This is a genomic window from Pseudomonas sp. EZ-C24, from assembly GCF_014525325.1.
Taxonomy (GTDB): Bacteria; Pseudomonadota; Gammaproteobacteria; order Pseudomonadales; family Pseudomonadaceae; genus Aquipseudomonas; species Aquipseudomonas shirazensis.
The window spans coordinates 673,150-694,826 of record NZ_JACDIU010000014.1; the positions used below are offsets into that span (position 1 = coordinate 673,150).

The 21,677-nt window shown below is 62.5% G+C and carries 20 protein-coding genes; 13 read left to right on the forward strand and 7 right to left on the reverse strand.

The genetic code is table 11. The annotated features are described in order from the left end of the window. Positions 1-192: 192 nt before the first annotated feature. From tpx to IDM28_RS12215, 4 genes are all read right to left on the reverse strand, one after another. A complete protein-coding gene (gene tpx, locus IDM28_RS12200; RefSeq protein WP_101319724.1) occupies positions 193-693 on the reverse strand; it encodes a thiol peroxidase in 501 nt (166 codons plus the stop codon). A 167-nt stretch (positions 694-860) separates the two neighbouring features. Then, positions 861-2,153, reverse strand: a complete 1,293-nt coding sequence (locus IDM28_RS12205) for a serine/threonine transporter (RefSeq protein ID WP_101319726.1) — start codon at positions 2,151-2,153, stop codon at positions 861-863. 216 nt (positions 2,154-2,369) lie between these two features. After that, entirely contained in the window at positions 2,370-3,566 is a 1,197-nt protein-coding gene (locus tag IDM28_RS12210; RefSeq protein WP_150571723.1) for an aromatic amino acid transaminase, read from the reverse strand. Positions 3,567-3,708: 142 nt separating this feature from the next. After that, positions 3,709-4,734 (reverse strand): Ldh family oxidoreductase, encoded by a 1,026-nt coding sequence (locus IDM28_RS12215; protein WP_150571724.1) that lies wholly within the window; start codon positions 4,732-4,734, stop codon positions 3,709-3,711. A gap of 144 nt (positions 4,735-4,878) precedes the next feature. Between IDM28_RS12215 and IDM28_RS12220 the strand changes: the two genes are divergently transcribed. The 11 genes from IDM28_RS12220 to IDM28_RS12270 all read left to right on the forward strand — a co-directional run bounded on the left by IDM28_RS12220 (position 4,879) and on the right by IDM28_RS12270 (position 17,258). Further along, the gene (locus IDM28_RS12220; protein ID WP_150571725.1) at positions 4,879-5,751 is read left to right on the forward strand and encodes a MurR/RpiR family transcriptional regulator; all 873 of its coding nucleotides are present in this window, start codon (positions 4,879-4,881) and stop codon (positions 5,749-5,751) included. A gap of 25 nt (positions 5,752-5,776) precedes the next feature. After that, the gene (locus tag IDM28_RS12225) at positions 5,777-6,529 is read left to right on the forward strand and encodes a transporter substrate-binding domain-containing protein (protein WP_188036065.1); all 753 of its coding nucleotides are present in this window, start codon (positions 5,777-5,779) and stop codon (positions 6,527-6,529) included. 80 nt (positions 6,530-6,609) lie between these two features. Further along, positions 6,610-7,329 (forward strand): ABC transporter permease, encoded by a 720-nt coding sequence (locus IDM28_RS12230; protein WP_188036066.1) that lies wholly within the window; start codon positions 6,610-6,612, stop codon positions 7,327-7,329. Beyond that, positions 7,326-8,036 (forward strand): ABC transporter permease, encoded by a 711-nt coding sequence (locus IDM28_RS12235; RefSeq protein WP_188036067.1) that lies wholly within the window; start codon positions 7,326-7,328, stop codon positions 8,034-8,036. The genes IDM28_RS12230 and IDM28_RS12235 overlap by 4 nt, the downstream gene beginning before the upstream one ends. A gap of 16 nt (positions 8,037-8,052) precedes the next feature. Then, positions 8,053-9,297 carry an NAD(P)/FAD-dependent oxidoreductase gene (locus IDM28_RS12240; protein WP_188036068.1) on the forward strand — a complete coding sequence of 415 codons (1,245 nt, stop codon included), beginning with the start codon at positions 8,053-8,055 and terminating at the stop codon, positions 9,295-9,297. A gap of 20 nt (positions 9,298-9,317) precedes the next feature. Further along, positions 9,318-10,100, forward strand: coding sequence for an amino acid ABC transporter ATP-binding protein (locus tag IDM28_RS12245; protein ID WP_101319742.1), 783 nt, complete (start codon positions 9,318-9,320; stop codon positions 10,098-10,100). 310 nt (positions 10,101-10,410) lie between these two features. Further along, positions 10,411-11,223 (forward strand): gamma-glutamyl-gamma-aminobutyrate hydrolase family protein, encoded by an 813-nt coding sequence (locus IDM28_RS12250; protein WP_188036069.1) that lies wholly within the window; start codon positions 10,411-10,413, stop codon positions 11,221-11,223. A 358-nt stretch (positions 11,224-11,581) separates the two neighbouring features. Next, positions 11,582-12,493, forward strand: a complete 912-nt coding sequence (gene kdgD, locus IDM28_RS12255) for a 5-dehydro-4-deoxyglucarate dehydratase (protein ID WP_150569136.1) — start codon at positions 11,582-11,584, stop codon at positions 12,491-12,493. A 99-nt stretch (positions 12,494-12,592) separates the two neighbouring features. Next, entirely contained in the window at positions 12,593-13,960 is a 1,368-nt protein-coding gene (locus IDM28_RS12260) for an MFS transporter (RefSeq protein ID WP_103437500.1), read from the forward strand. A 78-nt stretch (positions 13,961-14,038) separates the two neighbouring features. Continuing rightward, positions 14,039-15,592: a galactarate dehydratase gene (garD, locus tag IDM28_RS12265; RefSeq protein WP_150569135.1), complete on the forward strand. Its 1,554-nt coding sequence runs from the start codon at positions 14,039-14,041 to the stop codon at positions 15,590-15,592. A gap of 85 nt (positions 15,593-15,677) precedes the next feature. After that, complete coding sequence (locus IDM28_RS12270) at positions 15,678-17,258, forward strand: aldehyde dehydrogenase (NADP(+)) (RefSeq protein ID WP_188036070.1); 1,581 nt, start codon at positions 15,678-15,680, stop codon at positions 17,256-17,258. A gap of 32 nt (positions 17,259-17,290) precedes the next feature. Here the strand turns inward: IDM28_RS12270 and IDM28_RS12275 are convergent, their stop codons facing one another. Beyond that, positions 17,291-18,040, reverse strand: coding sequence for a FadR/GntR family transcriptional regulator (locus IDM28_RS12275; protein WP_101319755.1), 750 nt, complete (start codon positions 18,038-18,040; stop codon positions 17,291-17,293). Positions 18,041-18,245: 205 nt separating this feature from the next. Here IDM28_RS12275 and IDM28_RS12280 point away from each other — a divergent pair, with 205 nt between their 5' ends. After that, entirely contained in the window at positions 18,246-18,575 is a 330-nt protein-coding gene (locus tag IDM28_RS12280; RefSeq protein WP_188036071.1) for a hypothetical protein, read from the forward strand. A gap of 42 nt (positions 18,576-18,617) precedes the next feature. Here the strand turns inward: IDM28_RS12280 and IDM28_RS12285 are convergent, their stop codons facing one another. Both IDM28_RS12285 and IDM28_RS12290 read right to left on the reverse strand, forming a co-directional pair. Continuing rightward, a complete protein-coding gene (locus IDM28_RS12285; protein WP_188036072.1) occupies positions 18,618-19,544 on the reverse strand; it encodes a LysR family transcriptional regulator in 927 nt (308 codons plus the stop codon). A gap of 20 nt (positions 19,545-19,564) precedes the next feature. After that, positions 19,565-20,539, reverse strand: a complete 975-nt coding sequence (locus IDM28_RS12290; RefSeq protein WP_188036073.1) for a quinone oxidoreductase family protein — start codon at positions 20,537-20,539, stop codon at positions 19,565-19,567. Positions 20,540-20,745: 206 nt separating this feature from the next. Between IDM28_RS12290 and IDM28_RS12295 the strand changes: the two genes are divergently transcribed. Continuing rightward, entirely contained in the window at positions 20,746-21,627 is an 882-nt protein-coding gene (locus tag IDM28_RS12295; RefSeq protein WP_188036074.1) for a DMT family transporter, read from the forward strand. Positions 21,628-21,677 lie beyond the last annotated feature (50 nt).

Here is a 21,677-nt window from a genome sequence, read left to right on the forward strand (position 1 = left end):
CGGAAACGGCGACTTGGGAGGGTGAACGATAAGCACTGATATCGGTTTAGCAAAGCAGCTTTACAGGGCATTTACCTTGGGCTGACGTTGCTAACGCGATGAACTTTAAATGAAAACGGCCTGGAGCAGGGTCCAGGCCGTTTCAGGGTATTGCTTGTTGCGTGCGCGGACCGCAGAGCGGCCCCGCTGCGCTTACTTCAAGACAGCCAGGACCGCCTCGTAGTTCGGCTCTTCGGCGATTTCGCCAACCAGCTCGCTGTGCAGCACTTTGTCGTTCTCGTCGATGACGACAACAGCGCGTGCCGCCAGGCCAGCCAGCGGGCCGTCAGCAATGGCTACGCCGTAGTTTTCGAGGAATTCGCGGCCACGCAGGGTCGACAGGTTCTGGACGTTTTCCAGGCCTTCGGCACCGCAGAAGCGCGCCTGAGCAAACGGCAGGTCGGCCGATACGCACAGCACAACGGTGTTGTTCAGCTCGTTGGCCTGGGCGTTGAACTTGCGCACGGAAGTCGCGCAGGTTGGCGTGTCAACGCTTGGGAAGATGTTCAGCACTTTGCGCTTGCCGGCGTAGTCTTGCAGCGACTTGTCAGCCAGGCCATCACCAACCAGCGAGAACGCAGGTGCCTGAGCGCCAGCTTGCGGGAGGTTGCCTTTGACCTGAACCGGGTTGCCTTTGAGGGTCACTTGAGCCATGAGCGGAATCCTTATGCGGGTGTTTGAAAAGGACACCGAGTTAAGCATGAAGCGCCGCTCAAGCCTATGGGTAGCGATGAAATTGTTCTACTGCCGGGGAATTCGTGTGAACAAAAAAATGCCCGGAGCGCAGCAGGCGGTCCGGGCATCCTCTTATATGGAAGCCATCACCAGCCGAGCACGCTGGCGGCCAGCGAGTAGACTACCGAGCTGATCGCGACCAGGCCGACGAAGACCACAAACAGGTTGGACATCGCCCCGCTGTACTTGCGCATCGACGGCACCTTGCGGATGGCGTACATCGGCATCAGGAACAGCAGCGCGGCAATGATCGGCCCGCCAAACGATTCGATCATGCCCAGGATGCTCGGGTTGAGGGTGGCGACGATCCAGCACACCACCAGCATCAGCGCTGCGACCATGCGGTCCAGAGCCTTGGCCCCGGGGCGCAGGCCAGTCTTGCCGATAATGCCTTTGAGGCCTTCGCTGGCACCGATGTAGTGGCCCAGGAACGACTTGGCGATGGCAATGAAGGCAATCAGCGGTGCAGCAAAGGCAATGGTCGGGTTGCTGAAGTGGTTGGCCAGGTACGACAGGATCGACAGGTTCTGCGCCTTGGCTTCGGCCAACTGGGCGCTGTCCAGGGTCAGCACGCAACTGAATACGAAGAACAGCACCATCGCCACCATCAACAGGTGCGCACGCGACAGGATCTGCCCGCTGCGCTCGTCGGCGTGCTCGCCGTAACGGCGCTTCTGGTCGACAGCAAACGCGGAAATGATCGGCGAGTGGTTGAACGAGAACACCATCACCGGGATTGCCAGCCACACGGTGTGCAGGAACGCCGAGCCCGATGGCACCTGCATCGCGGTATCGAGAATACCGCCACTCCAGTGCGGCACCAGGTACAGCGCCAGCAAGGCCAGGGCGACGATGAACGGGTACACCAGCAGGCTCATGACCTTGACCGTAGCCTGTTCACCGCAACGCACGATGGCCAGCAAGCCGAGGATCAAGCCAAACGACAACAACACCCGCGGTGGCGGGGTCATGTGCAGTTGATGCTCCATGAAGCTGCTGACGGTGTTGGTCAGGGCCACGCTGTAGATCAACAGGATCGGGAAGATCGCGAAGAAGTACAGCACGGTGATCAGCGCGCCAGCCTTGAGGCCGAAATGCTCCTCGACCACCTCGGTGATGTCGCCGCCACGCCCGGACAGCACGAAGCGGGTCAAGCCGCGGTGGGCGTAATAAGTCATCGGGAACGCCAGCGCGGCGAGGATCAGCAGCGGCCAGAAACCGCCCAGGCCTGCGTTGATCGGCAGGAACAGGGTGCCGGCGCCAATCGCGGTGCCAAACAGGCCGAGCATCCAGGTGGTATCTTGTCGTGCCCAGCTGCCGAGGGTGGCACTGGTGGTTTGTTCGAAGCGTTGTTCAACGCTTGAGGCCTGCTCATTCATCCGGGTGCAACTCCACTCGCAAGACTGCAACAGGCTGAGCGTGGCGAAACACTAGGCTCGCGCACCTCAACCGAAAAAGAGGGGCGCGATTGTGCACTGAAAGGTGGCGCTTGCGAAGCCCTGTCCGAGCGGCGGTTGCACTTGTCATGACAACCCAGGGGCAACCCCGTGTTGCCAGACCGGCTGGAAGGGGCCGATTGCCGGCCCCTGCCCTGATTAGCGCTGGACTGCGGCGAACGCCTCGGCAACCTGGCGCAGGTTGCTTGGACGCAGGCCGGACATGCACACCCGGCCACTGTCGATCAGGTAAACGCCGAACTCGTCACGCAAACGGCGGACCTGCTCGACGCTGAAGCCGGTGTAGCTGAACATGCCGCGCTGTTCGAGGAAGAATGTGAAGTCCTGCCCTGGCAGCAGCTCACCGAGCAGGTCGACCAAACCTTGGCGCATCTCGAGGATACGCAGGCGCATCACTTCGACTTCTGCTGCCCACTGTGCATTGAGGCTGGCATCGCCGAGCACGCCGGCAACCAGTTGCGCACCGAATGCTGGTGGGCTGGAGTAGTTGCGGCGCACGGTTGCCTTGAGCTGGCCAAGCACGCTCTGGGTGCTGGCCTGGTCGTCGCACACCACCGACAGACCGCCAACGCGCTCGCCGTACAGCGAGAATATCTTCGAGAACGAGTTGCTGACCAGGCACGGCACGCCGGCACGGGCCATTTCGCGGATGGCGTAGGCATCCTGCTCCAGGCCTTCGCCGAAGCCTTGGTAGGCAATGTCGAGGAACGGGATCAGCTCGCGTGCCTTGACCACTTCGACAACCTGCTGCCACTGGCTCTGGTCCAGATCGACACCGGTCGGGTTGTGGCAGCACGGGTGCAGCAGCACCACGCTGTTTGCGGGCAGAGTCTGCAACGCAGCCAGCATGCCGGCGAAGTCGACGCCACGGGTAGTGGTGTCGAAGTACGGGTAGGTATTCACCTTGAAACCCGCACCTTCGAAGATGGCGCGATGGTTGTCCCAGGTCGGATTGCTGACCCAGACTTCGGACTGCGGGAAGTAACGCTTGAGGAAGTCGGCGCCGACTTTCAACGCGCCCGAGCCGCCTACGGTCTGCACGGTAGCCACACGGCCGCCGGTCACTGCCGGGTGGTCGTTACCAAACAGCAGCGCCTGGATCGCCTGGCGATAGCTGGCCAGACCTTCCATTGGCAGGTACAGCGAAGCCTCGTGAGGCTGGTTGGCCAGGCGTTTTTCAACCTCGGCCACTGCCGCCAACTGCGGCACGATGCCGGCAGCATCGTAGTACAGGCCGATGCTCAGGTTGACCTTGGCCGCACGCGGGTCGGCCTTGAAGGTTTCCATCAACGAGAGGATCGGATCGCCGGCATAGGCATCGACATGTTTGAACACAGCGCACAGCTCCTTGAATCAGCACAGTTCGGAAAAGCTTGAGCGAGGATACCCGGAGTCGGGGCAGAGAAACATCACCTTGCTGCAACGGGTCTGTGCAAGGTTGCACGGCCCAGGTATTTCAACCCATGCAACATGACGATCAGCCGAGCAATTGGCGCAGGCCCTGGAGCTCGGTTTCGCTCAGTGCGACACCTTCGCGCTCGGCCGTGGCACGCTCACGATAGCGCCGCTCGCCGGGCATGCGTGACAGGCCGGCCGCCTGCATCTGCTCCAGCAAATGACGGCTGCGCTGCGCAAAACGCTCGCCTTCGGCCTTGCTCGGGTCGATGACGATCAGCAGTTGCCCGGTCCATGGCGTCTTCGCCCCGGGATGCGCTGACCAGTCGAACTCCCAGGAGAAGTTACCGCCGGTCAGCGCCGCCGCGAGCAACTCGACCATCATCGACAGCGCGGAGCCTTTGTGGTCGCCAAACGGCAACAGCGCGCCGCCGTCGAGAATCGCCTGCGGGTCGGTGGTCGGCTGGCCCTTGGCGTCTACCCCCATGCCCAGCGGCAATTGCCGCCCCTCGCGGGCCGCGATCTGGATATCGCCATGGGCCATGGCGCTGGTGGCCATGTCGAACACGATCGGGTCATGCTCGGCGCAGGGCGCGGCAAAGGCAATCGGGTTGGTGCCGAACAACGGCTGGCGAGCACCGTGCGGGACTACACAGGTCATGCTGTTGACCACGCTCAAGGCCACCAGGCCTTCATCGGCGAACGGTTCGACGTCCGGCCACAGCGCCGCGAAGTGATGCGAGTTATGGATCGCCAACACCGCGATCCCGGCACTGCGCACCTTGGCCAGCAGCAACGGCCGCGCCGCCGCCAGCGCGGGCTGGGCGAAGCCACCGCCGGCATCGACGCGAACATAGCCGGAGGCGACGTCGGTCACCGCGGGCAGCGCCTTGCCGTCAACCCAGCCACTGGCCAGCGTCGACACGTAGCCCGGGATACGAAACACCCCATGGCTATGAGCGCCGTCGCGTTGGGCACTGGCACAGTTGAATGCCAGCGCTGCCGCCACCGGCTCGCTGCAACCGTGCTGTTCAAGGATCGCCTGCAATAACGTCTGCAGTTCGGCAAAGGGCATGCGCACGGTACCGCTGGTCGAAGATGCAGACATCTGGAGCTCCTTGTTGAAATTGTTTGGCTCGGAGTGTGCCACGAGTGAAAACTGTCAGCCACATGACAGCTATCTGTCAATTGTTGACTTGATGACAGAAAACATTCATTTTCTATTCCACGCCCTACCCGACCGGAGTCCGACATGAGCCAATCGATCAAGCAACGCCTGGAGAACAGCCTGCACGGCGCAGCTGCCTCAGGCCGCACGATCGCCAGCTACATGCTCGGCAACCTGCATGAAGTGCCGTTCCAGACCTCCGCCAGCATCGCGGAAAAGCTCGGAGTGAGCGAATCCAGCGTAGGCCGCTTCTGCCGCTCGCTCGGCTACGCCCACCTCAAGGCGCTCAAGCAGGACCTGCAGAACGACCTCGGCGACGGGCCGTGGCTGGTCGGTGACCGCTTGCAGGAATACCGCCAGCAGCACGACGACAGCCAGAGCGCCGGCAGCCTGGAGCTGGAAATCGCCGCACTGGTGCGCGTCCATGAATACAGCCGTAGCGAGGCCTGGCACCGGGTTGCTCAGCGCCTGGCGCAGCGGCCACGGGTATATGTCGCAGGGTTTCAGACCGAACGCGGCGTCGCCCAGTGCATGACCCATTTGCTGCACTACCTGCGCGATGGCGTACAGGCTGTGGATGGCAGCGCCGGGCACTTTGGCGACGTGCTGCTGACTCGCCCCGAACACTGCGCGCTGGTGGTGTTCGAGGCCCGCCGCTATTCGCGCCATGCCCTGCTGCTGTGCCAGAAGGCACGCCAGGCAGGCATCCCGGTCACGCTGGTGACCGACACCTTCTGTGACTGGGCCGATGCCAACGCTGATGAGGTGTTCCGCATCCCCACCGAATTCAATCTGTTCTGGGAATCCACCTCGGCGATGCTGTCGTGGGTGCACCTGATGGTCAACGAGGTCTGCAAGAAGCTCGGGCCGGATGTTGAAAAACGCTTGGAAGCGACTGCCGCTCTACATAACGAGTTCGTCGGCTACACCTCGTGGCCCGCGGACAAACAACAATAGCAAGAGTGCAACCCAGAGGTGCGAGATGAACAAGACCATGGCTATGGTGGGTGCGTGTGCCCTGCTGCTGGCGGGTGCGGCCAGCGCCGAGACCCTGCGTTTCGCCACAGAGGGCGCTTATCCGCCCTTCAACTATGTCGATGCCGATAACAAGCTGCATGGCTTTGACATCGACATCACCCACGCCCTGTGCGAGCAGATGAAAGTCGAGTGCACGCTGGTGGCGCAAGACTGGGAAGGCATCATCCCGGCACTCATGGCGAAAAAGTACGATGCCGTAGTCGCCTCGATGATCGACACCGAAGAACGGCGCAAGAAGATCGCCTTCACCGACCATTACTACCGCACACCACTGTCCGTGGCGGTCGCCAAGGACAGCCCGATCACCGATGCCCAGACCGACTTCAAGGGCTACACGGTCGGCGCCCAGTCGTCCTCGACCCAGGCTATCTATGCCGAGGACGTGTATGGCCCGGCCGGCGCCAACGTCAAGCTCTACCCGACCATGGATGAGGCCAATGCCGACCTGGCTGCCGGCCGCCTGGACGGAGTCATCGCCGACAAGTTTCCGCTGCTCGACTGGCAGCAGAAAAACGGCAAGGAGTGCTGCAAGGTGCTCGGTGACGTCAACCAGACCAAGGCCAATGCGGCAATTGCCGTACGCAAGGACGATCAGCAACTGCGCGAGCGGCTGAACAAGGCGCTGAGCGAGATTGTCGCCAACGGCACCTATCAGAAGATCGCCAGCAAGTACTTCGCCTTCGACATCTATAACTGATCGGTCAGCGCAAGGCAGGCTTCGCGCCGTGGGCGCCCTGCCTTGCGCGCCGCCACGTTCACCTGGCTGGGGAAACACCCATGCTCGATCAATTGTCTTTGTTGTCTTTTGCCAGCGGTGGTTGGGGCCCGGCGTTGCTGGCCGGCGCGCTGGTCACGGTGTCACTGGCGCTGGCCTGCCTGCCGATCGGCTTGCCGCTGGGACTGCTGGTGGCAATGGCCGCGCGCTCACGCAAGCGCCTGCCGCGGGCCTGGGCTACCACCTTTTCTACGGTGTTTCGCGGCCTGCCTGAACTGCTCACGCTGCTGATCATTTATTACGGCTGCCAGATCGCGGCACAAAAGCTGCTGGCGGCGATGGGCTATGAAGGTGAGGTACTGATCAATACCTTCCTGGCCGCCATGATCGCCTTCAGCCTGGTGTTTGCTGCGTTTTCCAGCGAAATCTGGCTGGCGGCGCTCAAGACCCTGCCCAAGGGCCAGCTCGAAGCCTGCTCGGCCCTGGGGCTGAGCAAACGCACCGGTTTTTTCAAGGTGGTACTGCCGCAACTGACCCGGATCGCCCTGCCCGGCCTGTCCAACAACTGGCTGTCGCTGCTAAAGGACACGTCGTTGGTCTCGACTATCTCGCTGGTCGACCTGATGCGCCAGACCAACCTCGCCGTCAGCGTGACCAAGGAGCCGATGTTCTTCTATGGCGTCGCCTGCCTGGGCTATCTGCTGTTCTCGGCGTTGTCCGGGCGCGTGTTTGCCTTCATCGAACGGCGCTATAGCCGCCACCTGCAAGGAGCGCGGGCATGAACTTCGAACAATTACTGGCGCTGGTGGTCGACCCCGACCTGCTGCAGCGCTACGGGCCGCGCTTCATCGATGGTCTGCTGGTGACTGCCAAGCTGGTGGCCATTTCGTTCACCCTCGGCGCCATGCTTGGCCTGCTGCTGGCGCTGGCGCGGATCTCCAACAAGACCGTGCTCAATCGCATGGCGGCTGGCTATATCTACTTCTTCCGCGGTTCACCACTGCTCGCGCAGCTGTTTCTGCTGTATTACGGCCTTGGCTCGTTCAAGAACTTTTGGCAGGACGTCGGGCTGTGGTGGTTCTTCCGTGAGGCCTGGTACTGCGCGCTGCTGGCATTCACCCTGAACACGGCCGCCTATCAGGCCGAGATCTTCCGCGGCAGCCTGCTGGCAATCGCCCCAGGCCAGTTCGAGGCCGCCCGCGCGCTCAACCTCAAGCGTTCGACCACGTTCTTCAAGGTGGTCATGCCGCAATCGCTGCTGGTCGCCATAGGCCCGCTGGGTAATGAGCTGATCCTGATGATCAAGGCCAGTGCGATTGCCTCGCTGGTCACCATCTACGACCTGATGGGCGTGACCAAGCTGGCGTTTTCACGCAGCTTCGACTTCCAGATCTACCTGTGGGCCGCCGTGCTCTACCTGCTGATCGTGGAAATCGTCCGGCGCACCCTGAAATACCTGGAAGGCCGCCTCGGCCGCCACCTGAACTGACCCAAGGATACGCTCCATGCATTGCCAAACCATTGTTCTGGGCGCCGGGATCGTCGGTGTCAGTACCGCGCTGCAGTTGCAAGCGCGCGGCCGCCAGGTCGTTCTGATCGACCGTGACCAGCCCGGCAGCGGCACCAGCCATGGCAACGCCGGCCTGATCGAACGCTCCAGCATCATCCCCTATGCCTTCCCGCGCAACGTCGGCGCACTGCTGCGCTATGGCCTGAACCGCCAGCCGGATGTGCGCTACAGCCTGTTGCACCTGCCCAAGGCGGCGCCCTGGCTGCTGCGTTACTGGCGCCAGTCAGCACCCGGCCGGCTGGCCGGCGCCGCCGCCGATATGCTGCCGCTGGTGCAGCGCAGCGTCGAGGAGCACGACGCGCTGATTGCCGCTGCCGGGCTGAGCGAACTGGTCCAGGCCAAAGGCTGGATCGAAGTGTTTCGCGACCCGAGGCTGTTCGCTCAGGCCAAGGAGGACGTAAAAAACCTGGCGCGCTATGGCCTGCAGTACGAAATCCTCGAACGTGACCAACTGCAGGCCCGCGAGCAGCAACTGGACGGCGGCGTGGTAGGCGGCATTCACTGGCTCGACCCGAAGACCGTGCGCAACCCTGGCGGCCTGACCCGCGGCTATGCCGCGCTGTTCGTTCAGCGCGGCGGGCAGTTCCTCCATGGTGATGCACGCAGCCTGCGCCAGCTTGACGGTCAGTGGCAGGTGCAGAGCCAGCGTGGCGCGGTCACGGCCGACGAGGTGGTGGTCTGCCTGGGGCCGCAATCGGCCGAGCTGTTCGGCCCGCTGGGCTATCGGTTTCCGCTGGGCATCAAGCGCGGCTATCACATGCACTATGGCACCCGCGGCGACGCGCAACTGCAGCATTCGATCTGCGACACCCAGGGTGGTTATGTGCTGGCGCCGATGGCGCAGGGCATCCGCCTGACTACCGGCATCGAGTTTGCGGCCAGCGACGCCCCGGCCAACGAGATCCAGTTGCAGCGCTGCGAAGCCCTGGCTCGTCGGCTGTTCCCCGCGCTCGGCGAACGCCTGGATGAGCAGCCCTGGCTGGGCCTGCGTCCCTGCCTGCCGGACATGCGCCCGATAATCGGCCCCGCACCGCGGCACAAGGGCCTGTGGTTCAACTTTGGCCACGCCCATCACGGCCTGACCCTGGGCCCGGTGACCGGCCGTCTGCTCGCCGAGATGATGACCGGCGAGCAGCCGTTCACCGACCCTGCGCCTTACCGCGCAGCACGCTTTGACTAAACCAGCGGGAGAACAACAACATGACCGCACCTTTGAACCTTGCCAGCCTTGCCCCTGAAGCCGATAGCCGCCCAGTGCTGATCGACATAAAAGGCTTGAACAAACACTACGGCGCCTTCCACGTGCTGCGCGATATCAACCTGCAGGTCCGCGAAGGCGAGCGTATCGTCCTCTGCGGACCCTCCGGTTCAGGCAAATCGACCTTGATCCGCTGCATCAACCGCTTGGAGATCGCCGAGCAAGGCAGCGTTCATGTCGACGGCATCGACCTGGCCAAGCCCTCGCGTCAGGCCGCTCAGGTGCGCAGCGAAATCGGCATGGTGTTCCAGCACTTCAATTTGTTCCCGCACATGAGCGTGCTCGACAACTGCCTGCTGGCCCCAACCAGCGTGCGCGGGCTGTCGCGCAAGGACGCCGAAGAGCGGGCACGGATGTACCTGAGCAAGGTCGGCATCGCCAGTCAGGCCGACAAATACCCCAGCCAGCTCTCCGGCGGCCAGCAGCAGCGCGTGGCGATTGCCCGCGCCCTGTGCATGAAGCCGCGGATCATGCTGTTCGATGAGCCAACCTCGGCGCTCGATCCGGAGATGGTCGCCGAGGTCCTGGATGTGCTGGTGAAGCTCGCCGGCACCGGCATGACCATGCTCTGCGTCACCCATGAAATGGGCTTTGCCCGCCAGGTGGCAGAGCGTGTGCTGTTTCTTGAGGGTGGCCAGATCATCGAAGACAGCCCGCCACAGACGTTTTTTGGCCAACCCAAAACTGCCAGGGCCCAGGCATTTCTCAAGCAGATTCTGCACTGATAAGCCGTAGTGCAAGGGCTGGATCATTGCAGCGCTGCAATGATCCAACTGCGTCGTTAATTATATTTACCAAAACCCCTGCCAAACCCTTGCCAGCCAAGGCTCCGCTTCCCTCAAGCGCCCTGAAACCGGCGCCAAAGCGCTCACGCCTCGTTTGACATATCGAACGGCTCTGGCAAGCTAGAGACAAGCCCCGACCGGCATCGCCTCCTTCAGCGAGCCGGCAGTGCTCGGGGCTCCAGGCCGCACACAAGGCCCAGGCCGTGCGCCTGCACAATATCGACAGGAAGCACCTGTCCCAAGGTGACATATGTCCAACAGCAACATTGGCAACAAGCAAACTTCCCTCCGCAAACCCGTCGTCCTGATGACCATGGGCAGCCAAGAGCGCAAAGGCCATGACTATCAGGTCATGACCCACAAATACATTACCCCCCTGGTCGACTTCGCCGACTGCCTGCCTGTGCTGGTTCCGACCTGCTGCGGCACCGATGACCTCGAGCGTTATCTGGATATGGCCGACGGCGTCTATCTGACCGGCGCTGGCAGCAACATCGACCCGGCCCTGTACGGCCAGGAGAACGAGACGCCAGGCAAAGGCCAGGACAAGAACCGCGATCTGTTCGACATCCCGCTGGTCAAACTGGCTCTGGCCCGTGGCCTGCCAATCTTCGGCATCTGCCGCGGCATGCAGGAAATCAACGTCGCACTGGGCGGCGATATCTACCAGAAGGTGTACGCCGAGCCGGGCTTCAACGATCACAGGGAAAACCCCGAGGATCCGGTTGAAGTGCAATACCAGGCCGTGCACAGCGTCACCATCAAGCCGGGCAGCTGGCTGCGGGATGCCTTGGGCACTGACCAGATCCGAGTCAACTCGTTGCATGGTCAAGGCCTGCGCAAACTGGGTGAGGGCCTTGAGCCAATCGCCCAGGCTGAAGACGGTTTGGTCGAAGCCATCCACGGCCCGAGCATCTCGCCCTTCCTGTTCGCTGTGCAGTGGCACCCCGAGTGGCAAGCGGCGAAAAACCCTGACTCGATCAAAATTTTCGAGGCGTTTGGCGATGCTTGCCGCGCTCAGGTCCGCAAGTCCCAGGCCAGCAAGCGTAACCAGGCTGCCTGAGTCCCTGCTTCGTTAGTTTGATCGCGGGGCGGCGCAAGGCCGCCCCCGCTTCCCCGGTCACCCTCTGCTGGTCCCAGAACACCTACCGTGGCAGCGCGGGGCGGGCGTGTGCCTGTGCCCGCGATCCTTTTTTCTGCCATCCGTGCAGAGATATGATGACTAACGGCTGCTTTATTATTTCCCTCCATCCCGCGCACTGACCTCACACCTATCCCCCTGCGAGTACCTGCCGCATTTGTGCGGAAAGCGACTATGAGAAAAAATCTGTGGCAAGGGACTAGTCATTTCTTAGGTTGTACGATAACTTACCTCTCAGATTGATTCACCACCCCAAAAGCGCCACAGGAAACCAATAACAATGAATCCACTAGAGCTGCAGTCCATCCTCTCCCACGGCCTGCTGTCGTTCCCGGTAACCGACTTCAATGCCCAGGGCGACTTCAATCAGGCGGGCTACATCAAGCGTCTGGAATGGCTTGCCCCGTATGGCGCGACTGCGCTGTTCGCCGCCGGCGGCACCGGTGAGTTCTTCTCCCTGGCCGCCAGCGAGTACAGCCAGGTGATCAAGACTGCAGTCGATACGTGCGAGCATTCGGTACCAATTCTGGCCGGCGTCGGTGGTTCTACTCGCCAGGCCATCGAGTACGCCCAGGAAGCCGAACGTCTGGGTGCCAAAGGTCTGTTGCTGCTGCCGCACTACCTGACCGAAGCCAGCCAGGACGGTGTAGCCGACCACGTTGAAGCCGTGTGCAAGTCGGTCAAGATCGGTGTAGTGGTTTACAACCGTAACGTCTGCCGCCTGACCGCGCCGCTGCTCGAGCGCTTGGCCGAGCGTTGCCCGAACCTGATCGGTTACAAGGATGGCCTGGGCGATATCGAGCTGATGGTGTCGATCCGTCGCCGCCTGGGCGATCGCTTCAGCTACCTCGGCGGCCTGCCGACCGCTGAAGTGTATGCAGCTGCCTACAAGGCGCTGGGTGTGCCGGTGTACTCTTCGGCGGTGTTCAACTTCGTGCCCAAGACCGCGATGGACTTCTACCACGCGATCGCTCGCGAAGATCACGCCACCGTCGGCAAGCTGATCGATGACTTCTTCCTGCCGTACCTGGATATCCGTAACCGCAAAGCCGGCTATGCCGTCAGCATCGTCAAGGCCGGCGCCAAGATCGCCGGTTACGACGCAGGCCCAGTGCGTTCGCCACTGACCGACCTGACCGGCGAAGAGTATGAAATGCTCGCCGCCCTTATGGACAAGATGGGCCCGCAATAAGCGACTCCGCGGCCTGCCAATGCCGCAACCGGAGCGAGGCCACGCCCGCTCCGGTCTTATCGATCCCCGCACAAAAATAACTAGTGGGAGTACACCTTCATGCAAGCGACGAAAAAAACGCATGTACGTTATCTGATCTTGTTCATGCTCTTCGTCGTGACCACGATCAACTATGCAGACCGAGCGACCATTTCGATCGCTGGCTCCAGTCTGCAGAAAGATTTAGGGATAGACGCGGTCACCCTCGGTTATATCTTCTCGGCCTTCGGCTGGGCCTACGTGCTCGGGCAAATCCCCGGCGGCTGGCTGCTCGACCGCTTCGGTTCAAAGAAGGTTTACGCCTTCAGTATCTTTACCTGGTCGCTGTTCACTGTGCTGCAGGGCTTTGTCGGTTACCTACCGGTGGCCAACGCGATCATCGCCCTGTTCATGCTGCGCTTCATGGTCGGTTTTGCCGAGGCGCCGTCGTTCCCCGGTAACGCCCGCATTGTGGCGGCCTGGTTCCCGACTGCTGAACGCGGCACCGCATCGGCCATCTTCAACTCGGCGCAGTACTTCGCCACGGTCCTGTTCGCACCGCTGATGGGCTGGATCGTCCATGCCTGGGGCTGGGAACACGTATTCGTGGTCATGGGCGTACTGGGTATCGCCTTCTCGGCGGCCTGGATGAAGCTGATCTACAACCCTAAAGAACACCCGATGATCAGTGCCGAAGAACTCGACCATATCGAGCGCAACGGCGGCCTGGTCGACATGGATAAACCCAAGGCAGCCGGCGCCAGCGGGCCGAAGTGGGCCTACATCAAGCAACTGCTGAGCAGTCGCATGATGGTCGGTATCTATCTTGGCCAGTACTGCATCAACGGCATCACCTACTTCTTCCTGACCTGGTTCCCGGTGTATCTGGTGCAGGAACGCGGCATGTCGATCCTCAAGGCGGGCATTATCGCCTCGTTGCCAGCGATCTGCGGCTTCGTCGGCGGTGTATTGGGTGGCGTATTGTCTGATGGTCTGCTGCGTCGTGGTCATTCACTGACCTTCGCCCGCAAGGCGCCGATCGTGGTCGGCCTGTTGCTCTCTACCAGCATGGTCATTTGCAACTACGTCGACGCCGAATGGATGGTGGTGGCGATCATGGCCCTGGCGTTCTTCGGCAAAGGCCTTGGTGCGCTGGGCTGGGCGGTGGTATCGGACACCTCGCCCAAGCAGATCGCCGGGCTGTCCGGCGGCATGTTCAACACCTTCGGCAACATCGCCTCGATCACCACGCCGATCATCATCGGTTACATCATCAGTGCTACTGGCTCGTTCAAGTGGGCACTGGTGTATGTCGGTGCCAACGCCCTGATAGCGGTGCTGAGCTACCTGGTGATCGTCGGCCCGATCAAACGTATCGAGCTGCGTGACGTGCCCAACGATGAACCGGCTCAGCCGGCCAGCAGCGAACTGGCCAGCTCGCGCCACTGAGTGATTGCGCCTGCACCTGCTGAAGCGGGTGCAGGCGTCTCGAACAAAGCCTGAGATAACTACAAGAAGGGCCTGAACATGCAGCTGATCGAAACTTCCGACTCGCCCCGCTACGTGCGCCTGCACGAGGATGACAACGTAGTGGTGGTGGTCAACGACGGTGGTTTGGGCGAAGGCGCCCGCTTTGCCGACGGCCTGACTCTGGTTGAAGCAGTACCACAAAGCCACAAGGTCGCCACGCTGGATATCGCCCAGGGCGAACCGGTGCGGCGCTACGGGCAGATCATCGGCTATGCCCTGGAACCCCTACGCAAAGGCAGCTGGGTGCAGGAAAGCCAGCTGGCGATGCCCGCCGCCCCCGAACTCGACAGCCTGCCGCGCTGTGACGCCGTCCCTGCCCCTCTGCCGCCGCTGGAGGGTTTTACCTTTGAAGGGTTCCGCAACGCCGACGGCACCGTCGGTACGCGTAATATTCTTGGCATCACCACCACCGTGCAATGCGTGACCGGCGTGCTCGACCATGCGGTCAAACGCATCCGCAGCGAGTTGCTGCCCAAATACCCCAATGTCGATGATGTGGTGGCACTGACCCACAGCTATGGCTGCGGCGTGGCAATCAATGCCCGTGATGCCTACATCCCGATCCGCACCGTGCGCAACCTGGCGCGTAACCCGAACCTGGGCGGCGAAGCGCTGGTTATCAGCCTGGGCTGCGAGAAACTGCAGGCCGGCCAGGTCATGCATGAAAACGACCCCTCGGTAGACCTCAGCGACCCGTGGCTGTACCGCCTGCAGGACGCCAGCCTCGGTTTTGTCGAAATGATCGAACAGATCATGGCGCTGGCCGAAGCGCGCCTGATCAAGCTCGACCAGCGCCGCCGCGAGACCGTGCCGGCCGCAGAGCTGATCCTGGGCATGCAATGCGGCGGCAGCGATGCCTTCTCCGGTATCACCGCCAACCCCGCGCTGGGTTTTGCCGCCGACCTGCTGGTGCGCGCCGGTGCCACCGTGCTGTTCTCGGAAGTAACCGAAGTCCGCGATGCCATCTATATGCTTACTTCCCGCGCGCAAACACCGGCCGTAGCCGATGCACTGGTGCGCGAGATGGACTGGTACGACCGTTACCTGGAGCAAGGCGCGGCCGACCGCAGCGCCAATACCACCCCGGGCAACAAGAAAGGTGGCCTGTCGAATATCGTCGAGAAGTCGCTGGGCTCGATCGTCAAGTCCGGCAGCGGCGCCATTCAAGGGGTGGTTGGCCCGGGTGAACGGGTCGAGCGCAAGGGCCTGATCTTCTGCGCAACCCCTGCCAGCGATTTTGTCTGCGGCACCCTGCAACTGGCGGCGGGGATGAACCTGCACGTGTTCACCACCGGCCGCGGTACGCCGTACGGGCTGGCCATGGCGCCGGTGGTCAAGGTGTGTACCCGCACCGAGCTGGCCCAGCGCTGGCCAGACCTGATCGACATCGACGCCGGGCGCATCGCCACCGGCCGCTCGAGCATCGAAGAGTTGGGCTGGGAGCTGTTCCATTACTACCTGGACGTGGCCAGCGGCCGCAAGCAGACCTGGGCCGAACAGCACCGCCTGCACAACGACATCACCCTGTTCAACCCGGCACCGATCACCTGATCGCTTTGCCCTCTGCCGCCGCGCTTGCAGCGTGGGCCGCAGAGGGATCTGTCCTATCCATTGTGTACTTCAACAGGAGCAAGACATGCCTGAGATTCTTGGCCACAACTTCATCAACGGCCAGCGCAGCGCCGCTGGCAGCCAACGCCTGCATAGCCTGGACGCCACTACTGGCGAAGCGCTGCCGTACAGCTTCGTGCAGGCCACCGAGACCGAAGTGGACCAGGCCGCCCGCGCTGCCGCCGCAGCATTCGTTGAATTCCGCCAGCTGGCACCTGCCCGTCGCGCCGAGTTCCTCGATGCCATCGCTGCCGAGCTGGACGAACTGGACGACGCCTTTGTCGCCATTGTCTGCCGCGAGACCGCCCTGCCCGCTGCCCGCATCCAGGGTGAGCGCGGCCGCACCAGCGGCCAGATGCGCCTGTTTGCACAGGTGCTGCGCCGTGGCGACTACCTCGGTGCGCGCATCGATCTGGCCCTGCCTGATCGTCAACCCTTGCCGCGGGTCGATCTACGCCAGATGCGTATTGGTGTCGGCCCGGTCGCGGTGTTTGGCGCAAGCAACTTCCCGCTGGCCTTCTCCACCGCTGGCGGCGACACCGCAGCAGCATTGGCCGCAGGCTGCCCGGTGGTGTTCAAGGCGCATAGCGGCCACATGGCCACGGCCGACCTGGTCGGTTGCGCGATCACCCGCGCCGCCGAGCGCACCGGCATGCCCAAAGGCGTGTTCAACATGGTCTTCGGTGGCGGCGTCGGTGAGTGGCTGGTCAAGCATCCAGCGATCCAGGCGGTTGGCTTCACCGGCTCGCTCAAAGGCGGCGACGCACTGTGCCGCATAGCCGCAGAACGTGCGCAGCCAATCCCGGTATTTGCCGAGATGTCGAGCATCAACCCGGTGATCGTCCTGCCGGGCGCGCTGGCCAAGCGTGGCGAAGCCATCGCCCGCGAGCTGGCAGGCTCGGTGTGCATGGGCGCGGGGCAGTTCTGCACCAACCCAGGCATGGTCATTGGCCTGCGTTCTGCTGAGTTCAGCACTCTGCTGGCCAATGTTGGCGAGGCGCTGGACGCTCAGGCCGGGCAAACCATGCTCAATGCCGGCGGCCTGCGCAGCTATGTCAGCGGCCTTGAGCATCTACAGGCTCATGCCGGCATCGAGCACCTGGCGGGTCAGGCGCAGGAAGGCTCACAGGCGCGTGCGCAGCTGTTCAAAGCGGACGCCAGCCTGCTGGTCAATGCCGATCCACTGCTGCAGGAAGAGGTGTTTGGCCCGGCCACCGTGGCGGTCGAGGTGCAGGACAACGAGCAACTGCGCGCAGCCCTGCAAGGCCTGCGTGGCCAGTTGACCGCAACCCTGATCGGCGAGGCAGAAGACTTCGAGGCGTATGCCTGGCTGGTCCCGCTGCTGGAAGAGAAAGTTGGCCGGATCCTGGTCAACGGCTATCCGACTGGCGTTGAGGTCTGCGATGCGATGGTCCACGGCGGGCCATATCCGGCAACTTCGGATGCGCGCGGGACCTCGGTGGGGACATTGGCGATCGATCGCTTCCTGCGGCCGGTGTGCTACCAGAACTACCCGCAGGCGTTGCTGCCTGAGGCGCTCAAGGATGGCAATCCGCTGGGGTTGCGTCGGTTGGTGAATGGGCAGTGGAGTGACGGCTCGCTTTAAGCTTTTTGGGGCCGCTGCGCGGCCCCAGAAATCTACACCCCTTGCGCCTCTGCCGCCTCATGCGCCTGGCGCAGCCGCTCACGGCTATTGGACAGATGCATGCGCATCGCCATCTTCGCCCCTTCGCTATCGCCCCGCACAATCGCCTCGTAGATCGCTTCGTGCTCGTGGCGCAGACGGCTCATGTAATGCGCCTGGTCATCCTGGGCAATACGCGCCGAATTGAGCCGCGTGCGCGGGATGATGCTGGTGCCGAGGTGATTGATGATGTCGGCGAAATAATGATTGCCGCTGGCCTGGGCGATCCGCAGGTGGAACTGGAAGTCTGCCGATACCGCATCGGACGCGTGCGCAGCGCCTTCGTTGATCTCATCCAGGGCCGCACGCATCCCGCTCAACTGCTCGTCGGTACGGCGCTGCGCCGCCAGCCCGGCAGACTCGATCTCCAGGGCGATGCGTAGCTCCAGCACCGCGAGCACTTCACGCAGGGTGACCACGGTGGCGGGATCGATGCGAAAGCCACTGCCAGGTGAGGCCTCGAGCACGAATGTGCCGATACCGTGACGGGTCTCGACCTGCCCGGCAGCCTGCAGCCGCGAGATAGCCTCACGCACTACGGTGCGGCTGACGCCTTCCTCAGCCATGATCTGCGACTCGGTCGGCAGCTTGTCGCCGCGCTTGAGCTGACCACTGCGGATGCGTTCGGTCAGCACCGTGACCAATTCCTGGGCCAGACTGCGCGGCTTGCGCCGGGTCCTTGCCTGTACCTGCTGCTCTGTCATGCCCTGTAGTTCACCTTGAGAGACAGGCACCATGATAGCGCAAGCAGTTGTACGATCACATACGCAGACTGCGGGTTTTTATTGATACTTTGGCACTGCCTGTTTCGTACCTCGGCGTCCGTGCTGGATGGCGGCAAATTGCTGGCCCCCAAACCTCGAAAGCGAAGGCAAACTTCGTTCTCCTTCAGAAGCTTAGGACAGCATCATGCGGGTATTTCTAGCAACCATGGCCGGCTGCCTGCTGGCGACCTTCGCTATCACAGGCCAGGCCAAAGCCTTGAGCCAGAACGATCGCAACGTGTGTAGCTGGGGGTCGCAGATTGCCGCTGAGGCGCAGCAAGCCAAGCTTTCCGGGGTCAACGTGTACGCCACGCGCAAGCGCCTGCAGGCGCGCAAGTTCCCCAAACCGTGGATGCGCATGACCGCCTTCGGGATCACGGAACAGACCTACAACAGCCGCTCCCGACTCAAGCCTGCGGCCATCAAGAAAACCTATTATGACCAATGCGTGCAACACGCTATTGCCAAGCGATAACGCCATAAATCAGTAACTTATAAGAACTTTCTGATAAATATTCTAGGCCTTGATTCGCCATGGTGGCCCTGAATGGAATGAGCGCTGTAGCCAGTCCTTGAGTGAGCCGACGGCTGCAGTGTGCAATCGCGCCGAGGGCCGTACCAGGTAGATTCCGGCCGTGACATCCAGTTGCCAGTCTGGCAGCACGCGTACCAGCCTGCCGGCGGCCAGGTCTTCGATCATCAACCAGTCGCCGCCAGCGATAATGCCGACACCCCGGCGGGCAGCCTCCAGCAAGGCTTCATTGTCATTGCTGCGCAGTGAACCTGAGACCTTGACGCTTACATGCCGCGCGCCGGCCGTTAGGTTCCATTCAGGAAACGAGCGCAAGCCACTGAAACCCATGCAGTTATGCTCAGCAAGGTCAGCAGGGACTTGAAGCGTGGGATGTTTGGCTAGGTACTCCGGCGATGCGCACAGAATGCGCAGATGATCGCAGAGCTTTTTTGCCACCAACCGGCTGTCCGCCAGCTCACCGATACGGATTGCCGCGTCAAAACCTTCAGCCACCAGATCGACAAAACGGTCTGAGTACTCGACCTCCATCGTTACCTGCGGATGCGCCAGGACGAAGTCGGCCAGCAGCCCACTCAGCCAGCGCCTGCCCATCGCCGCCGGCAGCGCCAGGCGTAGACGCCCCCGGACGGTCGCAGCGCCCTCGGCCGCTTCCTGTTCGGCTTCATCGATCAAGCGGCTGGCCTGGCGCAGCCGCTGCACCAGTCGCTCGCCCTCATCGGTGAAACGCAACTGGCGGGTAGTGCGTTCAACCAGACGAATTCCCAGGCGCTGCTCGAGCGCACTCAAACGCCGCGACAGCACCGACGGGTGGCGGTCGAGCTGGCGCCCGGCAGCGGCGAATGAACCTTGCTCGTGCAAGGCCAGCAAGCTTGCCAGTTCATCCGCGCGGCGGCTGTCGAAGGCGTCCATGGGCAGGCTCTCAAACAAGGTCAAGGGATCAGTATCAGCGCCCCCTCGGAACGACCCTGCTCCAGGTCCGTATGAGCCTGGGCAACATCAGCCAGCGGGTAGCGGCGCCAGATACGCGGCAGGATGATACCTTGGCTGACAGCCTCCAGCACGTCTGCCGCGCGCTGCTGATATTCCTCGGCAGTCTGGGTATGGGCGGCCAGCGATGGCCGTGTCAGGTACAGCGAGCCCTTGGCATTGAGCGTGCTCACCTCGATGGGTGCAGGGGCACCCGAGGTCGCCCCGAACGACACCAGCAGCCCGCGCGTTCGCAGACTGTCCAGTGAGGCCTGCAGCGACACTTTACCGATGCTGTCATACACCACGTCCACGCCCTGCCCCGCAGTCAGTTCCTTGACTTGGGCGGCCAAGGTCGCCGCATCAAATACCAGCACGTGCGCGCAGCCTGCCTCCTGTGCGCGACCGACACTTTCAGGCCGGGACACAACACCAATCACCGTCGCCCCCAAGTGCCTGGCCCACGCCACCAGCAACTGGCCCACCGCGCCACCAGCACCGTAGACCAGTAGCTGACTGCCGGGACCTACTGAATAGGTAGTCTTGATCAAGTACTGTGCGGTGATGCCCTTGAACAACACTGCGGCGGCCTGTTCATCACTGACCGAGGCCGGCAACTTGACCAGACGCTCGGCCGGGTACAAGCGGCCACTGGCGTAGCTGCCAATCGGGCCGGTGGCATAGGCAACCCGATCGCCAACCTGCAATGAGGCGACGCCCTCGCCCACAGCCTTTACCCGCCCTGCACCCTCCAGCCCCAAGCCACTTGGCAGCACCAGCGGCGCAGCACCTTTGCGTTGCAGCAGGTCGAGCGGGTTGACGCCGATGGCCGTCTGTTCAAGCCAGACCTGACCCGGCCCCGGCTGCTGCGGTTGCACAGTATCCAGTTGCAGTACATCTGTGGTGCCGGTGTCGGTCAGAACGATTCGTGCGGACATGGCCAATTTCTCGGTTGGTGGAATGCCGTTGCAGCTTAGATAGCCATCTGCCGTCGAGCAATCAGGCCTGGCACAGATGATTCGTGCACCTGACGAAGCAATACATCTTGAAAGTACCGTTGCGGTCCAGCCCAAGCCCGGCAAGACTACGTCCACGACCACCCGACGCAGGCTTGCTCGCCAAGCCGTTCAGGCCACTGTTGCTTATGCACGACAAGACCACGTTCAGCGTGCCGGTAACCCACCGATCGCTGCTGCTGCCCATTCTTCTGAGTTTGCTGGCGTTTGCCGCCAACTCGGTATTCTGCCGTCTGGCCCTGCGCGACGGCGCCATTGATGCCACCGCCTTCACGGCAATCCGGCTCGGCAGTGGCGCGCTAGTGCTCGCCGCATTGGTGTACTGCACTCGGCGGCCTCGCAATCCGGCAGGCAGCTGGACCGGAGGACTGGCCCTGTTCGCCTATGCCTGGCTGTTCTCGCTCGCCTACCTGCAACTGGGTGCAGGCACCGGCGCGCTGATTCTGTTCGGGGCAGTACAGATCAGCATGTACGCTTTCGGCATGTGTCGAGGCGAACCGCTGCAGCGCAAGGTGCTGCTAGGGATGTTGATTGCCTTCGCCGGACTGCTTGCATTGCTGTTACCCGGCACCGACGCACCGCCGCTTGCCAGCGCGTTGGTCATGCTTACAGCAGGCATTGCATGGGGCGCGTATTCACTGCTGGGCAAAGGGTCAGCCGACCCGCTGGCGGCAACTGCAGGCAACTTCCTGCGCAGCTTGCCGCTGGTGCTTGGCGCTGTTGTGGCAATGGCGCTGAGCGGCGCATCGCTGCACTGGAGCGGCGAAGGCGTGCTGTATGCGCTCGGATCCGGCGTGCTGGCCTCCGGTGCCGGTTACAGCCTCTGGTATAGCGTGGTCAGGTGCATCAGCTCGCAGCAGGCGGCGACCATGCAGTTGAGTGTGCCGGTGCTGGCAGCGCTTGGTGGGGTGTTGTTGCTCGGCGAGCCACTGACCTGGCGCTTGGGCCTGACTTCGCTGGTGGTGCTCGGTGGGGTTACGTTGGCGTTGCTGCCGACGCGTCGGGCCTAGGTAGCCAGCCGGGTAGCCTTTCACCCTCGATAGCGAATTTTCCTACGCCC

Bases quoted from the DNA above. Each gene is read 5' to 3' on its own strand.
- IDM28_RS12230 (WP_188036066.1), top strand. From the start codon at position 6,610: ATGCTCGATCAATTGTCTTTGTTGTCTTTTGCCAGCGGTGGTTGGGGC.
- IDM28_RS12295 (WP_188036074.1), top strand. From the start codon at position 20,746: ATGCACGACAAGACCACGTTCAGCGTGCCGGTAACCCACCGATCGCTG.
- IDM28_RS12205 (WP_101319726.1), bottom strand. From the start codon at position 2,153: ATGAATGAGCAGGCCTCAAGCGTTGAACAACGCTTCGAACAAACCACC.
- garD (WP_150569135.1), top strand. From the start codon at position 14,039: ATGCAGCTGATCGAAACTTCCGACTCGCCCCGCTACGTGCGCCTGCAC.
- IDM28_RS12245 (WP_101319742.1), top strand. From the start codon at position 9,318: ATGACCGCACCTTTGAACCTTGCCAGCCTTGCCCCTGAAGCCGATAGC.
- IDM28_RS12270 (WP_188036070.1), top strand. From the start codon at position 15,678: ATGCCTGAGATTCTTGGCCACAACTTCATCAACGGCCAGCGCAGCGCC.
- IDM28_RS12215 (WP_150571724.1), bottom strand. From the start codon at position 4,734: ATGTCTGCATCTTCGACCAGCGGTACCGTGCGCATGCCCTTTGCCGAA.
- IDM28_RS12260 (WP_103437500.1), top strand. From the start codon at position 12,593: ATGCAAGCGACGAAAAAAACGCATGTACGTTATCTGATCTTGTTCATG.
- IDM28_RS12235 (WP_188036067.1), top strand. From the start codon at position 7,326: ATGAACTTCGAACAATTACTGGCGCTGGTGGTCGACCCCGACCTGCTG.
- IDM28_RS12280 (WP_188036071.1), top strand. From the start codon at position 18,246: ATGCGGGTATTTCTAGCAACCATGGCCGGCTGCCTGCTGGCGACCTTC.
- tpx (WP_101319724.1), bottom strand. From the start codon at position 693: ATGGCTCAAGTGACCCTCAAAGGCAACCCGGTTCAGGTCAAAGGCAAC.
- IDM28_RS12285 (WP_188036072.1), bottom strand. From the start codon at position 19,544: ATGGACGCCTTCGACAGCCGCCGCGCGGATGAACTGGCAAGCTTGCTG.
- IDM28_RS12250 (WP_188036069.1), top strand. From the start codon at position 10,411: ATGTCCAACAGCAACATTGGCAACAAGCAAACTTCCCTCCGCAAACCC.
- IDM28_RS12240 (WP_188036068.1), top strand. From the start codon at position 8,053: ATGCATTGCCAAACCATTGTTCTGGGCGCCGGGATCGTCGGTGTCAGT.
- IDM28_RS12225 (WP_188036065.1), top strand. From the start codon at position 5,777: ATGAACAAGACCATGGCTATGGTGGGTGCGTGTGCCCTGCTGCTGGCG.
- IDM28_RS12275 (WP_101319755.1), bottom strand. From the start codon at position 18,040: ATGACAGAGCAGCAGGTACAGGCAAGGACCCGGCGCAAGCCGCGCAGT.
- IDM28_RS12220 (WP_150571725.1), top strand. From the start codon at position 4,879: ATGAGCCAATCGATCAAGCAACGCCTGGAGAACAGCCTGCACGGCGCA.
- kdgD (WP_150569136.1), top strand. From the start codon at position 11,582: ATGAATCCACTAGAGCTGCAGTCCATCCTCTCCCACGGCCTGCTGTCG.
- IDM28_RS12290 (WP_188036073.1), bottom strand. From the start codon at position 20,539: ATGTCCGCACGAATCGTTCTGACCGACACCGGCACCACAGATGTACTG.